We start from the raw sequence: 17,739 nt of genomic DNA on the forward strand, positions 1-17,739 counted from the left end.
GGGCCAATCTGGCTTAGGGTTCGTACAAAATTAACTTTGGACTATCCGACAAGCAAGAACCCTTCCAGCGCATCCGTTGATTCCAATCTAAAATATAGAAAGCCATTCCCAGAACGGTTGACAGCCGCTCCCACAACCGTACAATGAGCGCATGGCCACTGAAGAAACCGGAAACGCTCTGATTCCCGCGCCGCAGCATGACTGGTACGCCATCATCGACCTGGTAACCAACAGCGTAGACAGTCCGCACAGCAAACGCGCCTACAGCCGCGCCTTGATCGATTTTCTGGATTGGTACGAGGAAAATGGTCGCCCCGGCTTCAGCAAGGCGGTGGTCAATGCCTACCGCGAAGAGATGCTGCTGGCCGGGAAGAGCCGCAGCAGCATCAACCAGGCGTTGTCCGCTATTCGCAAACTGGCAACGGAGGCCGCCGACAATGGGCTGGTTCCCCCACCTCTGGCTTATGGCGTGGAGCGGGTAAAAGGGGTGAAGCAGGAGGGGGTGCGTGCCGGCAATTGGCTCACCCAACCCGAGGCGCAAACACTCATCAACGCCCCCATCCATCGCTGGCGGCGGGAGGAAATCCCCATCCTCAAAGCCATCCGCGACCAGGCCATACTCGCCGTACTCGTCGGCGCGGGACTGCGCCGCGCCGAAGCCGCCAGCCTCTCCTGGGAACGCATCCAACAACGTGATGGTCGTTGGGCCATCATTGACCTGGTGGGCAAACGGGGGCGCGTGCGCTCCATCGGCATTCCGCCCTGGGTAAAAGCCGCTCTGGACCAGTGGGCAAGCGCATCCGGCGTGCGTCAGGGTCGCATCTTCCGCGCCCTCAACAAAGACGGACAGTTAGCGGGGCGCGTGCGCACAAAAGGAGGCTACCGCACCGACGGCAACCTCACGCCACAAGCCATTTACAACATCGTCGCCGAACATGCGCGGGCGGCAGGATTTATAAATAGAAAAGGGGAACCAACCATTGCCGCCCACGACCTGCGTCGTACGGCGGCGGCGCTGGCACTGCAAGGGGGCGCCGACCTGCGCCAGATTCAGCAAATGCTGGGGCACGCCAGCATCACCACCACGGAGCGTTACCTGGAGCCAATGCGCAGTTTGCAAGTGACGGCGGGGGACTTCATCCAGATTGAGCTGGCGCAGCCTTTCACCCAATAGAACCACGCAACACCGAAGCACACAAACAGCCACTTCCGCCGCGGGCAACAGGCGCATGATACGCCCATTGCCTGCCTGCGTTACGTTATTTTCTCATCGTGATCGCATGACGTTTGTCACTCTCAAGTCCTCCCCACCCTAATTTACAATTGTTAAGTACGCAACTAAATATCCCACACTGCGTTTTGAAGGAGAATGCCATGCCCGGATTGGATAAAGAAACGCGTGATATGGTCTTGGATACGCTCAAGAAGTATGCTGAGCGTAAACTAACCCAAGAGTATCTGCTTGAGCTTGACTATAAAGACGAATTTCCCCACGAAGTATTGCAAGAACTATACGATCCCATGAACCTGGGGCTGCACTTGCTCTTCATCCCCGAAGAGTATGGGGGGCTGGACGGGGGAGCGTATGACATTTATCGTATCTCCGAATTGATTGCTGCCGTGGACCTCGGTGTAGCCACCGGTGTGTTGGCGACCTTCCTCGGCTCCGATCCCATCACTGTGGGCGCAACGCCAGAGCAAAAGGCGCATTGGATGGGGCGCGTCGCCGACGAAGCCCTGCTCATGGCCTACGGCGCGACGGAACCGCAAGCCGGCAGCGACCTGGCCGCACTCACGACCAAAGCAGAACCTGTTTACGAAAATGGCAGCATCGCCGGCTACAAAATCAGCGGGCGTAAGCAGTGGATCAGCAACGGCGGCGTCGCCGATCTGTATTCCATTCTCGCCCTGGCTCCCGGCGGCCCTTCCTGGTTTGTGGTGGAGAAGGATGTGCCCGGTTTCACGCACGGCAAGCCGGAAGACAAGCATGGCATTCGCGCCAGCAATACGGCAGCCTTGTTCCTGGATGACGTCTATGTGCCGGCAGAGCGCCTTCTAGGACTCGAGGAAGGGAAAGGACTGGCCCAGGCGCAAGCCGTCTTCGGCTACACCCGCCTCATGGTCGGCGCGTTCGGCCTCGGAGCCGGCTGGGAAGCCCTCCGCCGCGCCATCCGCTACTCCCAGGAACGCATCCAGGGCGGCGCACCCCTCAGCCAAAAACAAGGCTACACCCACAAACTCATCGTCCCCAACGCCGCCCGCCTGGAAGCGGCCCGCACCTACATCGAATGGGTCGCCGAACGGCTGGACAGTGGCGAAGAGGGATTGGCCACGGAAGGCGCCGTCGCCAAATACATGGCCACGGAAGCCGGCAACAAAGCCGCCGAAGACGCCATCCAGGCTCATGGCGGCTACGGCTACACCAAAGAATACTTCGTGGAAAAAATCAAGCGGGACGTACGCATTACCACCATCTACGAAGGCACGTCCGAGATCATGGAATGGACCATGGCCCGCGACCGCTGGCAGTCACACCTGAAAACGCGCGGCGCCTACTACAATGATTGGGCCGCCCGCCTGGAAGCATTGCACCTGAGCGAACCGCAAAACGGCGCGGATCTCGCCGCCCTGGCAATGCGTGCCCTGGGCACTATCATGGAACGCTGCCGCCTGGACCGCCTCACGCGCAACCAGCATGTGCTGTTCCGCCTGGGAGAACTGGTCGCTTATGCGGAAACGGCGGCCATCTTTGCCGAGCGCGTAGCGCAAAAACCCACCGAAGCGATCAAACTGGACATCCCCACCCGCCAGGCGCTGGCGCGCATCCATGCCCGGGAAGCCGCGCTCAAAGTCGCCACGGACGGCCTACGCTGGGCCATTGGCGCAGGACAAAGTGATCCTAACCTGGCGGCGTCGTTGAATTTGCCGGCAATCTACCAATCTCAAACCGGCCTCATCGACGACATGGACTTCGCCGCCCAACAACTGAATAAAGCCTTTTCATAACACGCCCGTCCTGCGTGGATGATTTTTGCATGAGGGAGAGATTCTTATGGACCATTCAGCGGATACAGCCGTAGCCATCGTGGGCATTGGCGCCATCATGCCCGATGCCCTCAGCGCTACCGCCTTCTGGGACAACATCATCAACAAACAGTACAGCATCACCGAAGTCCCCCCCGACCGGTGGAGCATCAAACATTACTACGATCCCGACCCCAACGCCCCTGACAAAACGTACAGCAAAATCGGCGGTTGGGTGCGCGGGTTTTCTTTTGATTGGCGGCGCTTTCGTATGCCCCCCAAAGTGGCCGACGCCATGGACGAAGGGCAGCAGTGGGCCGTGACCATCGCCGCCGACGCCCTCGCCGACTACGGCTACCCGGAACGCCCCCTGGACACCGAACGCACCGCCGTCGTTCTGGGCACGGCCATGGGCGGCGAGCGCGTCTTCTTCACCCGCGCCCGCATCGTCCTGCCCGAATACGCCGAGGCGCTGGAATCCGTCGCCGCCTTTAACCGCCTGCCCGGCTCCACGCAGCAAGAAATTTTGCACCGCTGGCAGGAAACCATCACCAACAAAATCCCCGCCATCACCGAGGACACCATGCCGGGCGAACTGCCCAACATCATCTCCGGGCGCGTCGCCAACGTCCTCAACCTGCGCGGTCCCAACTTCATCACCGACGCCGCCTGCGCCTCCAGCTTCGCCGCCGTGGAAGCGGCTTTTGCCATGCTCATCGAGCGCAAGGTGGACGCCGTCCTCACCGGCGGCGTGGACCGCAACATGGATATTTCCAGCTACGTCAAATTCTGCAAAATCGGCGCGCTCAGCCCCACGGGAACCCGCCCCTTCGGCGATGGCGCAGATGGCTTCGTCATGGGCGAAGGCGCGGCCGCCTTCCTGCTGAAACGGCTGGCGGACGCCGAGCGAGACGGAGACCGCATTTACGCCGTCATTCGCGGCGTCGGCGGTGCCAGCGATGGCAAAGGCAAGGGCATCACCGCCCCCAACCCCATCGGACAGCAGTTGGCAATGGCCCGCGCCTGGGAAAACGCCGGGCTGGACCCGGCCACGGCCACCCTCATCGAAGCCCACGGGACCAGCACGCGCGTCGGCGATGTGGTCGAAGTGGAAAGCCTGCAAACCGTCTTTGGCGGCGCGCCGCCGCACAGCATCGCCCTCGGCTCCGCTAAGAGCAACATCGGCCACCTGAAAGCCGGCGCGGGCGCGGCAGGTCTGCTGAAAGCGGCCCTGGCCATCTATCACAAGACGCTACCCCCCACCCTCAACGCCCACGTGCCCAACCCGAACATTGATTTCGAAAACTCCCCCTTCTTCCTCAACCACGAAACACAAGAGTGGCCGCGTCGCAACGGCACACCCCGCCGCTGCGGCGTCAGCGCCTATGGCTTCGGCGGCACGAATTTCCACCTCGTCCTGGAAGAACATGTGCCGGGGATGCTCAGCCAACCGCGCACGGCAACGCAAACCGTCGTCGCAGCGGCGCAACCGACCGCTGCGGTCATCAGCGCCGCCCCCCCGGTCAGCCGCCGCCCCTTGCGCGGCATCCTGGCATTGGGAGCCGATACGCTGCCCGCGCTGCAAGAGCGGCTGGTGGAAGTGACCCAGCGCGTCGAAGGGGGATGGACGCCCCCTATCGCCCTGCCCAAAGCGGAGGCGATCCGCGCCCGCGAGCGACTGGTGGTTGATTTTGGCGATCACGACGAACTACTGTCCCGCCTGCACAAAGCGCAAAAAGTGATGAGCTTCGACAATCCGCAGGCGTGGAAGGCGCTGGAGTCGCAGGGCGTCTTCCGCGGTAGCGGCGCGTCCAAAGGGAAGATCGCCTTTCTCTTCCCCGGTCAGGGGAGCCAGTACGTGAACATGGGGCGCGACCTGGTCCGCGCCACACCCATCGTGGCGGAGGTGTTCCGCGAGGCGGACCGCGTGATGACGCCGATTTTGGGCAAACCGCTGACCGATTATGTCTTCGTGGACGGCAACGATGCCAACGCACTCATGAAGGCGGAATTTGATTTGATGCAGACGGAGATCACGCAGCCGACGGTGCTCACACTGGACGCGGCGCTGCTGCGGCTGCTGCAATCCTACGGCTTCTACCCGGACATGGTAATGGGACATTCGCTTGGGGAGTATGCGGCGTTGATGGCTGCCGGCATTATGCCCTTCGAGGACAATCTGGAAGCCGCCGCCGCCCGTGGCAGCGAAATGAGCAAAGTCAGCGTGGACGACAACGGCAAAATGGCCTTCGTCCTCGCCCCCCTGGACGTCGTGCAGGCCACGCTGGCCGAGATTGACGGCTACGTCGTCCCCGCCAACATCAACAGCAACTCGCAATGCGTCTTTGGCGGAGCCAGCGACGCCGTGGATGCCGCCGTAGACCTGTTCACCGAACGGGGATACAAAGCCAGCACCATCCCCGTCAGCCACGCCTTCCATACCAAAATCGTGGCCCCCGCCAGCGCCCCGCTACGCCAGGTGCTGGACCGGCTAAACGTCAACCTGCCTACACTGCCCATCGTCACCAACGTGACCGGCGAGTTTTACCCCACCGACAACCTTGACACGATCAAAGACATTTTGCAGCGGCAAATCGCCTCCCCGGTGCAGTGGGTGAAGGGCGTGCAGACACTGTATGCGGCTGGCGCGCGTGCCTTCGTGGAGGTTGGCCCCAAGCGCGCTCTGCGCGGTTTCGTCAACGACATCCTGGCGGACAAGACGGACGTGACGGCGCTGATCACGAACCACCCCAAAACGGGCGAGCTGCCGGCATTTAACCAGGCGTTGTGTGGTTTGTATGCCGCGGGGTATGGTACTGAATCTTTGGAAATGCCGGCCACCACCACCACCGTCACGGCGCCAACCCCCGTTACCACCGCGACATTGACATCGGAAACCCCTGCTATGAAAAAAGATTCGCCCGCCCCGGCCAGCAACGGAGCCCCCCCCGCCACCCTCGATGTGCTGGGGCAAATGCTGGCCCAGGCGCTGCAACAAGTAAATGCGCCCCAGGCCGCCACCCCCGCCGTCTACGACCGAAACGCCCCGCCCGCGGGTTCTGTCGTCATCAGCGGCACCGGGCTGGGATTGCCTGGCGCGGAAAAGTCCGTGATGCACCCCGAAAACGCGGCCCGCATTCTGCGTGGAGAGCAGTTTGTGGACCTGATCCCGGAGCGTTTCCGCAAATTGATGGTCGCCAAACGCATTGTGCGCGTGGTGAAGTCAGAGGATGGCGGCGGCAGTTTCGCCACGATTGACGAAACGAACGATGTGATCAAACTGGCCGGACGTCCGGGGTATTTTGACCTGGAGGCAGAGTATGGCGTGCCGGCAAAACTCATCGAAGCCCTCGACATCACCTCCCAACTCGCCATGGCCGCCGGCCTGGACGCCCTGCGCGAAGCCGGCATCCCCCTGGTCATGACCTACAAACGCACCACCACCGGCAAATTCCTCCCCGACCGCTGGATGCTGCCCGAACCCCTGCGCGACGACACCGGCGTCATCTTCGCCAGCGCCTTCCCCGGCGGCGACCGCTTCGCCGACGAACTGATGCGGTATCACACCTACCAGAACCGCCTTACCCAGTTAGAAATGTTGGAAGATTTACGTCGCTACACAGACGACCCACAAACCGCCCGGGAAATCAACCGCCGCATCCACCAACTGCGCGACCAACTGGCGCAAGAGCCTTACACCTTTGACCGCCGCTTCCTCTTCCGCATCCTTTCCATGGGGCACAGCCAGTTCGCTCAATACATCGGCGCGCGCGGCCCCAATACCCAGGTCAACGCCGCCTGCGCCTCCACCGCCCAGGGCGTTTCCATCGCCGAGGATTGGATTCGCGCCGGACGCTGCCGCCGCGTCATTGTCATTGGCGCGGATGACGTCACCAGCGACAACATGATGGAATGGGTCGGCGCGGGTTTCCTCGCCGTCGGCGCGGCCACCACCGAAGACCGCCTCGAAGAAGCCGCCCTCCCCTTCGACAAACGTCGCCACGGAACCATCATGGGCATGGGCGCTTGCGGCCTCGTCGTGGAAAGCGAAGACGCCGTGCGGGAGCGCGGCATGCGTGGTGTTGTAGAACTCCTCAGCAGCGAAATCAACAACAGCGCCTTCCACGGCACGCGCCTGGACGTGGACCACATCAGCCTGGTAATGAACAACCTGATCACCGCCGCCGAACGGCGCTTTGGCCTCAACCGCTTTGCCATGGCCCCGCAAATGGTCTTCATGTCCCATGAAACCTACACGCCCGCGCGTGGCGGCAGCGCCAGCGCGGAAGTCGTCGCCCTACGCCAGACCTTCGGCGAGGCAGCCAAGGAAATTATCGTCGCCAATACCAAAGGGTTCACGGGACACCCCATGGGCGTGGGTATCGAAGACGTGATCGCCGTGAAGATTCTGGAACACGGCATCGTCCCGCCCGTGCCCAACTTCAAGGAAGTGGACCCCGAACTAGGACCACTCAACCTCAGTCGCGGCGGGCGCTACCCCGTCAAGTACGCCCTGCACCTGGCCGCGGGCTTCGGCAGCCAGATCGCCATGACGCTCACCCGCCGCATCCCCGGTAGCCTGCACCGCATTGACAACCAGCCGCTCTATAACCGCTGGCTGACAGACATCAGCGGCTATGATTGGGCGCAAACGGAAGTGGAGAAGCGCGTCCTGCGCATCAAAGACCAGGGGGCGCCTACCCGCCCCGCCGCCCCCAACCGTTGGCAATACGGAACCGGCCCCACCATGCTCGCCCTGGTCACGGACGGCTTTGTCCCCGTGGAACGCCCCGCGCGCATGCGGGAAGCCATCGTAGAAAGCGGCAGGCCGGAGGCGGAAACACCCACCGCGATCACTATCGTCGCCCCGCCGCCCGCGCCAGAGCCGGCGGTGGCAACCCCGCCCCCACCTCCGCCCGAAATGAAGCCCGCACCCACTCCGGTGACGTTGGCGCGAACGGAAAGCGTCGCCCCCCCACCGGTTACGATGGCCGCACCGGTTGCGCCCGCTCCCACCCCACCCTCACCCGACGGACGCGATCCCGTCGCGGCGCAAGTGATAGCCATTGTCGCCGAACAAACCGGCTACCCCGCGGACATGCTCGATCTGGATCTGGACCTGGAAGCGGACCTGGGAATTGACACAGTAAAGCAGGCGGAAACGTTTGCCGCCATCCGCGCCACCTTTGACATCCCCCGCCGCGACGACCTGCAACTGCGCGACTACCCCACGCTGGAGAAAGTGATCGGGTTCGTGCGCGCGATGCGGCCCGATTTGGCGCGGGACGCCGGACAAAGGGCGCGGGACGAACTCGTTGTCGCGCCATCGGCGGCGCCGGTGGCGGCCCCCGCCGCCCCCCCGGCAGACGAGGGCGACCCGATCGCGGCAAAGGTGCTGGCCATTGTGGCCGAACAGACGGGGTATCCGCCCGACATGTTAGACCTGGACCTGGACCTGGAGGCCGACCTGGGCGTAGACACGGTAAAGCAGGCGGAAACGTTCGCCGCCATCCGCGCCACCTTTGACATCCCCCGCCGCGACGACCTGCAACTGCGCGACTACCCCACGCTGGAGAAAGTGATCGGGTTCGTGCGCGCGATGCGGCCCGATTTGGCGCGGGACGCCGGACAAAGGGCGCGGGACGAACTCGTTGTCGCGCCATCGGCGGCGCCGGTGGCGGCCCCCGCCGCCCCCCCGGCAGACGAGGGCGACCCGATCGCGGCAAAGGTGCTGGCCATTGTGGCCGAACAGACCGGGTATCCGCCGGATATGCTGGAGTTGGACCTGGACCTGGAAGCCGACCTGGGCGTGGACACGGTGAAGCAGGCGGAAACGTTCGCCGCCATCCGCGCCACCTTCGACATCCCCCGCCGCGACGACCTGCAACTGCGCGACTACCCCACACTGGAGAAAGTGATCGGGTTCGTGCGCGCGATGCGGCCCGATTTGGCGCGGGACGCCGGACAAAGGACGCGGGACGAACTCGTTGTCGCGCCATCGGCGGCGCCGGTGGCGGCTCCCGCCGCCGTCCCGCCTGACACGGGCAAAGATGAAATCACGGCAAAGGTGCTGGCCATTGTGGCCGAACAGACCGGGTATCCGCCGGATATGTTGGAGTTGGACCTGGACCTGGAGGCCGACCTGGGCGTGGACACGGTGAAGCAGGCGGAAACGTTCGCCGCCATCCGCGCCACCTTCGACATCCCCCGCCGCGACGACCTGCAACTGCGCGACTACCCCACGTTGGAGAAGGTGATCGGGTTCGTGCGCGCGATGCGGCCCGATTTGGCGCGGGACGCCGGACAAAGGACGCGGGACGAACTCGTTGTCGCGCCATCGGCGGCACCGGTGGCGGCTCCCGCCGCCGTCCCGCCTGACGCGGGCGAAGATGAAATCACGGCAAAGGTGCTGGCCATTGTGGCCGAACAGACCGGGTATCCGCCGGATATGCTGGAGTTGGACCTGGACCTGGAAGCCGACCTGGGCGTGGACACGGTGAAGCAGGCGGAAACGTTCGCCGCCATCCGCGCCACCTTCGACATCCCCCGCCGCGACGACCTGCAACTGCGCGACTACCCCACGTTGGAGAAGGTGATCGGGTTCGTGCGCGCGATGCGGCCCGATTTGGCGCGGGACGCCGGACAAAGGACGCAGGACGAAGTCGCTGTCGCGCCATCACCGACGGCAGCGGCTCCCGCTGCGTCGGCGGTCACGACGATTGGCACGCTGGCGGCGGCGGATGAGATGCCGCGGCGCGTGCCGGTTCCGACGCTGCGCCCGCCCGTGACCTGGTGCAAGCCCACGGGCGTAACGCTGGACGAAAACAGCCGCGTGATCGTGGCTCTGGATAACGGCGGTCTGGGGAAAGCGTTGATCGGCCGCCTGCAAAAGCGGGGGGTGACGGTGCTGGAACTGGAGACAGGGGCCGGCGCGGAAGCAATAACGACGCAGATTCAGGCGTGGCTGGCGGAAGGAGAGGTGCAGGGAGTGTACTGGCTGCCGGCATTTGACGTCGAACCCCCACTCACCGAAATGGACTTTACCGCCTGGCGCGGCATGAACCAACAGCGCGTGAAAAACCTGTACGCCACCATGCGCGCCCTCTACGACACCATCAACGGCCCCAACCACTTCCTCATCTCCGCCACCCACCTCGGTGGCCTGCATGGCTACGGTCCCGCCGGCGCCTCCGCCCCCCTCGGCGGCGCCGTCACCGGCTTCACCAAAGCATACAAGCGGGAACGAAGCGACGTGTTGGTGAAAGCGGTAGACTTCGAAGTCAGCCGCAGGACGGCCCAACCCGCCGACGCCCTCATCGAAGAAACGTTAACCGACCCCGGCATCGTGGAAGTCGGCTACTACCAGGACCAGCGATACGCCGTCACCCTGGTGGAACAGTCGGCGCGGGATGGTGGCGCAGGTCTCACCCTCAACCGCGACACCATTTTCCTGGTCACCGGCGCGGCGGGCGGCATCACCAGCGCCATCATTGCCGACCTGGCCGCAAACAGCGGCGGCACATTCTACCTGCTGGACCTCGTCCCCGCCCCGGACGCGAACGACCCACACATCGCCCTCTTCCGCCGCGACAAGGAAGCATTGAAGCAGGCGCTGATCGCCGACATGCGCGCCGCTGGCGAACGCCCCACCCCGGTCGTCATTGATAAAAAGCTGATGGCCGTGGAGCGGGACGAAGCGGCGCTGCGCGCTATCGAAGCGGTGCAGGCCGCCGGTGGAACCGCCCATTACCGCAGCGTCAATCTCCTCGACCATGCGTCCGTGAGCGCGGTGATGGCGGAGATTCAGCAACGGCATGGCCGCCTGGATGTGCTGGTACACGCGGGCGGGCTGGAAATCAGCCGCGCCCTCAACGACAAAGACGCGGCGCAATTCAATCTCGTCTTTGACGTGAAGGCGGACGGCTTCTTCAGTCTGCTGCACGCGGCGCGAGAGATGCCCATTGGGGCCACGGTCGCTTTTAGCTCCGTTGCCGGGCGCTTCGGCAACAGCGGGCAGACCGACTATAGCGCCGCCAATGACCTTTTGTGCAAGATCACGAGCAGTATGCGCCAGTGGCGACCGGGGACGCGCGGCATCGTCATTGACTGGACCGCCTGGGGCGGCATCGGCATGGCCACTCGCGGCTCCATCCCCAAGATCATGGAGGCGGCGGGCATCACCATGCTGCCGCCAGAAGCGGGCGTGCCCACCGTGCGCCGCGAACTGACCTATGGTGGCTTCAAAGGAGAAGTGGTGGTCGCGGGCGAATTGGGCATGATGATGGACGAATGGGACGAAACCGGCGGCCTGGATGGGGAACGCGCGGCGCAGGCGCTGACCCAACGGCAGCCCTCCCTGCTCATGGTTGGGGAGGTGAAGGCGGCGCGGCTGTACGGTGGGCTGGAAGCGGAAACGACGCTGGACCCGCAAGCGCAGCCGTTCCTGTATGACCACGCGATGGACGGGACGCCGCTGCTGCCGGGCGTGATGGGCACGGAGACGCTGGCGGAACTGGCGACCGTGCTGGCTCCCGATTATCACGTCAGTGCGGTGAGGGATGTGCAGTTCCTGAATCCGTTCAAGTTCTACCGTATGGAACCGCAGACGCTGTACTTGCAGACGCGCCTGGAACCGGCGGCGGAAGGCGGCCTGCTGGCGTACTGTACGCTGCGCTCGCTGCGAAGGCTGGCGAAGCCAGGGCTGCCGCCGCAGGAGAAGCTGCACTTTAGCGCCACGGTGCATTTGCAGGCGGAACCGGTGGCCGCGCCCGCGCCAGCGCCCGTGGCTTGGGAAGAGGCGGACGGCATTGACCGGGAGAAAATCTACGACGTGTTCTTCCATGGTCCGGCGTATCAGGTGTTGGAGAAGGTGGCCCTGGCGGGTGACGCGGCGGTGGGTTTGATGCCGCTGGCGCTGCCGCCGAACACGCAGCCGCAAAATGTGGCCGCGCTGATGACGCCGCGCCTGATTGAACTGGTATTCCAGACTGCCGGCATGTGGAAAATCCAACGCAATGGGGGCATGGCCCTCCCGCTCTCCATCGCCCGCGTCAGCGCCTTCCGCCAGCCCGCGGACGGCACGCGCCTTTACGCGGCCATCCGCGCCCGCGACAACGGTGACGCCTTCGATGGTCACGTGGTGGACGATGCCGGCAACGTCTACGTCACCGTGGAAGCGTATCGCACGATTGATATACCCGAAGGTTTTTAGAAGAAGTGGTGAGTGGTTCGTGGACAGTGGATAGCCACTGACCACTCGCCACTCGCCACTCGCCACGCATATGATCCACTGGCTCACACAAACCGCCGCCGCGCATCCTGATCTGGTGCTGGGGTTGTCTCCGGCAGGGTTGCTGACGGCAGCCGAGGAGGCGCGTTTTGTGGCGCTGCACACGGATAAGCGGCGGCGGGATTGGCTTCTGGGGCGGTGGACGGCGAAACATCTGTTGCAACAGGTTATTGCCGGCAAAATCGGCATCCCGCCCTCGCTGCAAACGATCACCATTCACAACCAGCTAAACGGCGCGCCCGTGGCCCGGTATCTCCACCCGGAGGAGGAAACCCCGTCGCCGATACCGGATCAATTCACCCTGTCCATCAGTCACGCCGGCGAGTATGCCTTCTGCGCCCTGGTGGAGCAGCCGGACTGGCCAATGGGGGCGGACATTGAGCAAATCACCCCCCGTGCCGCCGCTTTCGTCAGCGACTACTTCACGCCGCCGGAGCAGGAACTGCTGCGCCAGTCGCCGCCGCCGTTCTACGACATGATGGTGACGGCCATGTGGAGCGCGAAGGAAGCGACACTGAAGGCGCTGCAACTGGGGTTGACGGTGGATACGCGGGCGGTGACGTGCCTGATCGCGCCCGTACACAACTATCCACGCACGTGGACGCCCTTTACCGTTGAATTGGATGAGGGGTTGTTGGTGGGGAGATTGCCGGCACATTTGGCGGCAAAGTCGAATTTCCACCACGGCGTTTTGCGCACGGCGCTCACGGGTTGGTGGCAAATGATTCCGGGGTATGTGCTCACAATTGTGGCCGCGCCGCAAATGGGGACCAATTCCGCTGCTGTCGCTCAGTAAACCAATTCAGTGATGGTACAATAACAGTCTGGTATGTGAATGCCGGCACAATTCGTTCTCGTCGCATCATTGACGGCGGTAACAATGGCTCGCGCCCCACTGACAACTACCCATTATGCAGGAGGTAATGCATGGTCAAGAATATGGATTCCTATATCCAGGAATTGCAAAATCGCAAGGCGATTTCCGCCGGAACGGCGCAAGACGCGGAGCGGCAGCATCGGAAAAAGCGGCTGACGGCGCGCGAACGGATTGAACTTTTGTTTGATGCCGGCACATTTACCGAAATCGACTCCCTCGTCACCCCCCGCTACGAAACCTACCTCGGCGGCAAAGAATCCCGCTACGGCGACGGCGTCATCACCGGCTTCGGCCTCATCAACGGACGACACGCCTTCGCCGCCTCCCAGGATGCCGCCGTCATGGGCGGCTCGCTGGGCGAAATGCACGCCAACAAAATCGTCAAAGCGATGCGCATGGCCTTGCAATACGGTTGCCCCTTCATCGCCATCAACGACTCCGGCGGCGCGCGCATCCAGGAAGGCGTGGACAGCCTCGGAGGCTACGCGAAGATTTTCGACGCCAACTGCGAAGCCTCCGGCGTCATCCCCCAAATCTCCGTGATCATGGGACCCTGCGCCGGCGGGGCCGTTTACTCCCCCGCCCTCACCGACTTCGTCTTCATGACCCAAAACAGCTACATGTTCATCACCGGTCCCGACGTGGTCAAATCCGTGATGCAAGAAGATGTCACCTTTGAGGAATTGGGCGGCGGCCTCATGCACAGCCAGGAAAGCGGCGTCTGCCACTTCCTCACCACCGACGACCGCGATTGCCTGGAGCGCGTGCGCACGCTCCTCAGCTACATGCCCGGCAACAACCTGGACGATCCCCCCTACCTCTCCCCCGCCGACGATCCCGACCGCCGCTGCCCGGAACTGGAACATATCGTGCCCACCGACCCGCACAAGCCCTACGACGTACGCCAGGTAATCGCCAGCGTCGTGGACGATGGGCGCTTCTTTGAAGTGCATCAACTGTGGGCGGAAAACATGGTCGTCGGCTTCGCCCGCCTGAACGGCTACGTCGTGGGTATCGTCGCTAACCAGCCCATGGTGCTGGCGGGCTGCATCGACATCAAGGCATCAGTGAAGGCCACCCACTTCATCCGCATTTGCGACGCCTACAACGTGCCCATCGTCACCTTGCAGGATGTGCCCGGCTTCCTGCCGGGGAAGGAGCAGGAGTACGGGGGCATCATTCGCAATGGGGCGCGCATGATTTACGCCTACAGCGAAGCGACCGTGCCGAAGCTGATGGTCATTTTACGCAAGAGCTACGGCGGCGCATACTGCGTGATGAGCAGCAAGGGTCTGCGCGGCGACCTGCTGTACGCCTGGCCGAACGCGGAAATCGCCGTCATGGGCGCGGAGGGGGCGGTCAACATCCTCTTCCGGCGCGAGGTGAGCGCCGCCGATGACCCGGAGACGCGCCGCCGTGAACTGGTGGATGATTACGAGCGCCGCTTCAACAACCCCTACGTGGCCGCCTCGCGCGGCCTGATCGACGACGTGATCGAACCCCGCGACACGCGCCGCGCGCTGATCCGCGCCCTGGAGCTGACGCTTTCTAAGCGGGAACGGCACGTGCCGAAGAAGCACGGCATTTCGCCGATGTAGAAAGCAAAAGGGGAAGCAGCGACGAGCGGGTAGCACCACAGTAAATCGTGGTTGACCGTCAAAAACGGCCAATTTGGCAAAAAAGGATTCATCATGCATACTGGTAAGTTTTGCAGAACCGAAATCAGTAGGAGACATGATGAATCCAGAACAACTATTTTGCCCTAATATCGACTGTCCGGCTAGAGGACAACGGGGTGAAGGCAATATCACCGTCCATAGCCAAAAAGAAAAGCGATGTCATTGTCATGTCTGCAACACAACATTTGCCGTCAGCAAAGGGACATTGTTCTATCGCTTGCGCACCGACCCGCAAATAGTGATGTGGGTCATCGTCTTGCTGGCGTATGGCTGTCCCGTCCAGGCCATCGTCAAAGCCTTTGGGTTTGATGAGCGCACGGTCAAGAATTGGTGGCAACGAGCGGGTGTGCATTGCGCACATGTCCATGAAGCGGTCATTGCCAGCCAGCCACTGGACTTGCAACAAGTGCAAGCGGATGAAATCAAAGTCAAGGTACAAGGCGGTTCGGTGTGGATGGCGTTGGCGATGATGGTATCCACCCGACTCTGGTTAGGTGGCGTCATCAGCCCGCGACGGGATAAGCGCTTGCTGCAAAGCCTGACGGACAAGGTGCGCCAAATGGCCTTGTGTCGTCCGTTGTTGTTGGCGGTGGATGGCTTGCCCGGCTACGTCAAAGCCTTTGGCCGCAGTTTCCGCAGCAAGTTGCCCCGCTGGGGGCAGCCAGGTCGTTGTCAATGGCACGCCTGGTCCGAAGTGGCTATCGTGCAAGTCATCAAACGGCGTCTGCCATCTGGACTGGAGGTTGAACGACGAGTGGCTCAGGGTGACCCGCAACAGGTAGAGAAGCTGATTGCCACGACGCAAAATGGAGTGGGTGTTATCAATACCGCTTTCATTGAGCGGCTCAATGCCACCTTCCGCTCTCGCCTAAGCTGGTTGGGCCGGCGCACGCGGCATCTGGCGCAACAAACGGCGACCTTAACGGTGGGTATGTATGTCACAGGGTGTTTGTACAACCTTTGCGACCCCCATCGCTCTTTGCGTTGTCGTCTGTCTGTGGGCGAAAGGGGGTATCGTTGGGTGCCGCGCACGCCAGCTATCGCAGCGGGATTGACAGACCACATCTGGACAGTCGATGAATTGTTAATGTATCGTGTGCCACCACCGCGTTGGACACCACCCAAGCAACGTGGGCGGCCTTCTAAAGCGTTGCTAGAACTGATAAATCGATGGTGTTAACCGACCACGATTAACTGTGGTCTCACCCGCCACACAAGGCGGATTGACAAAAAATGAGAATAGCTTTGACTCATCCGAAAAAAGCCTTAATCGGCAGAGGGCCAAGCAACAGCGAAAACTGACGATTCAGGCAGGAAAACAGGACGATGGGCAAAAGTAGCCGCCCAATGACGATACCAAGCCATTATAATGGCGACCAATACACCCAATCGGACCAAAATAGAAGCGACAGACACTTCTGCATCCACCCGGAATACTTGCTCCCGGAAATATTGGCAAAGACGATGAACATTCACCATCAAAGCCGAACCACAAACAACCATGTGGGCACGAATCAGACCGCGTACCGGCAGTTTCCCGCCAGGGAAAGGATGCTTGACCGAGCGCACTGTCGCTTCGACACCGGCACAAACCCCGTTGTTAGTTGCTGTTATCCGCTGCCTCAACCGCGCCATTTGAATCGAGCGCGTCGTTACAAACAAGGTAGGGCCGATTCGTTTTCGCCGCTTGACCCAGCACGCCTTATCGAAAAAGGGGCATTGGGCACAAACATCCTCGTCAAAACGAGCCAACCAACGCCCCGCTCCCTGACCTGGCAGCAACACAATCACCTGTCCACCAGGACAACCCACTTGTTCGGGCACACCCTCATCGGATAACTGCCAACTGTAGGCATCCCAGCCCCATTTGTTCATTTTGCCCTTGCCCCTCGGATGCGCAAAGGATGCAGTTCAACGCCATGCTCATCACAGATCGCCTCGGACGTCGGTCCGGCGTAGCTGCCATCAACCGTTACTTTCTCTATCTGATGACCCCGTTCCGCTTGTTCGGTCAGCGATTGCGCCAACAATTGTCCGTCATCGCTATCGTTGCTGGCCGTTTGCACACTGGTTATCAACTGCACCGGATTGTCCGGGTCGCAAGTCTCACCGATGTTGCTGACATAGCCCCGATACCGTTCGCCATTCTTCTCCCGATAGGTCGCTTCCGGGTCATGAGGCGATTGCAGACTGTCCGCCGCCACTTCCGCCGCTGGTCGCAGCTTGATGGGCGAGTCGTCTTCTATATTCACACTGCTCCCGCAACACCCGGGCTACCAACGGGCACGCTTCGCTGTTGGCCGCGACCTGCTCCAATTCCATCAGCAGGTTGACCAACAACTCTCCCACCCGTGACAAATGGTCGGTAACTTCTTTGTCCTTCAGCTGGTAGCAGATGTGACGGGGTGTTTACCCACGTAATCCGCTCCCGCCCAAACCGCTTGTCGCTCGGGCGGCAACGCTGCTCCCCCCTGCTGCAACACCCGCAGAATCAGTTCCAACCGGCTAACTATCGCAATGTTGCTCAACAATTGGGTGCTATCCATCCGTTGCCACCCCATTTTCAAGCCCAACTGCGCTATTTGCTCATCGGTTACCGTTTCAAAAACAACCTGATACAGATTCTCTCCCGTTGCTTCCGCGTGTTCTCGAACCCGACGCCGCAGATTTTGGAAGGTTCGGATGGTGGGTATGTGTTGACTCAAGTCACCCAGCCCCAGTGCATAGCGCGTTTGCAGGTCAAACTGCAAATGGCTCTCCAGTTCCTCATTCGTCCAGCTAAACCTGCTTTTGAGCATATCGCGGCCCACCATGGTGCGTTGGGCCGCGAATCGACCTCACTGTACAGCGTGGCGAACTGTTCTTCCGGG

9 protein-coding genes are annotated in these 17,739 nt (G+C 62.0%); 6 read left to right on the forward strand and 3 right to left on the reverse strand.

Annotation, left to right across the window (positions count from 1 at the left end; genetic code table 11):
• Positions 1-151: 151 nt before the first annotated feature.
• The 6 genes from H6650_11900 (at position 152) to H6650_11925 (ending at position 16,049) form a co-directional block, all read left to right on the forward strand.
• Complete coding sequence (locus H6650_11900; GenBank protein MCB8952708.1) at positions 152-1,174, forward strand: tyrosine-type recombinase/integrase; 1,023 nt, start codon at positions 152-154, stop codon at positions 1,172-1,174.
• Between the two features lie 200 nt (positions 1,175-1,374).
• Positions 1,375-3,006 (forward strand): acyl-CoA dehydrogenase family protein, encoded by a 1,632-nt coding sequence (locus H6650_11905; protein ID MCB8952709.1) that lies wholly within the window; start codon positions 1,375-1,377, stop codon positions 3,004-3,006.
• Between the two features lie 46 nt (positions 3,007-3,052).
• Complete coding sequence (locus tag H6650_11910; GenBank protein ID MCB8952710.1) at positions 3,053-12,235, forward strand: SDR family NAD(P)-dependent oxidoreductase; 9,183 nt, start codon at positions 3,053-3,055, stop codon at positions 12,233-12,235.
• A 70-nt stretch (positions 12,236-12,305) separates the two neighbouring features.
• Positions 12,306-13,109 carry a 4'-phosphopantetheinyl transferase superfamily protein gene (locus tag H6650_11915; GenBank protein MCB8952711.1) on the forward strand — a complete coding sequence of 268 codons (804 nt, stop codon included), beginning with the start codon at positions 12,306-12,308 and terminating at the stop codon, positions 13,107-13,109.
• A 143-nt stretch (positions 13,110-13,252) separates the two neighbouring features.
• Complete coding sequence (locus H6650_11920; protein ID MCB8952712.1) at positions 13,253-14,788, forward strand: acyl-CoA carboxylase subunit beta; 1,536 nt, start codon at positions 13,253-13,255, stop codon at positions 14,786-14,788.
• Between the two features lie 136 nt (positions 14,789-14,924).
• A complete protein-coding gene (locus H6650_11925; protein ID MCB8952713.1) occupies positions 14,925-16,049 on the forward strand; it encodes a hypothetical protein in 1,125 nt (374 codons plus the stop codon).
• Between the two features lie 86 nt (positions 16,050-16,135).
• On the opposite strand, the gene H6650_11930 is transcribed toward H6650_11925, so the two are convergent.
• The 3 genes from H6650_11930 to H6650_11940 all read right to left on the reverse strand — a co-directional run bounded on the left by H6650_11930 (position 16,136) and on the right by H6650_11940 (position 17,667).
• A complete protein-coding gene (locus H6650_11930; protein MCB8952714.1) occupies positions 16,136-16,744 on the reverse strand; it encodes a hypothetical protein in 609 nt (202 codons plus the stop codon).
• On the reverse strand, positions 16,741-17,121 hold the full coding sequence (locus H6650_11935) for a hypothetical protein (GenBank protein ID MCB8952715.1): 381 nt from the start codon (positions 17,119-17,121) through the stop codon (positions 16,741-16,743). The genes H6650_11930 and H6650_11935 overlap by 4 nt, the downstream gene beginning before the upstream one ends.
• A gap of 129 nt (positions 17,122-17,250) precedes the next feature.
• Positions 17,251-17,667, reverse strand: a complete 417-nt coding sequence (locus tag H6650_11940) for a hypothetical protein (protein MCB8952716.1) — start codon at positions 17,665-17,667, stop codon at positions 17,251-17,253.
• Positions 17,668-17,739 lie beyond the last annotated feature (72 nt).

The organism is Ardenticatenales bacterium, from assembly GCA_020634515.1.
Taxonomy (GTDB): Bacteria; Chloroflexota; Anaerolineae; order Promineifilales; family Promineifilaceae; genus JAGVTM01.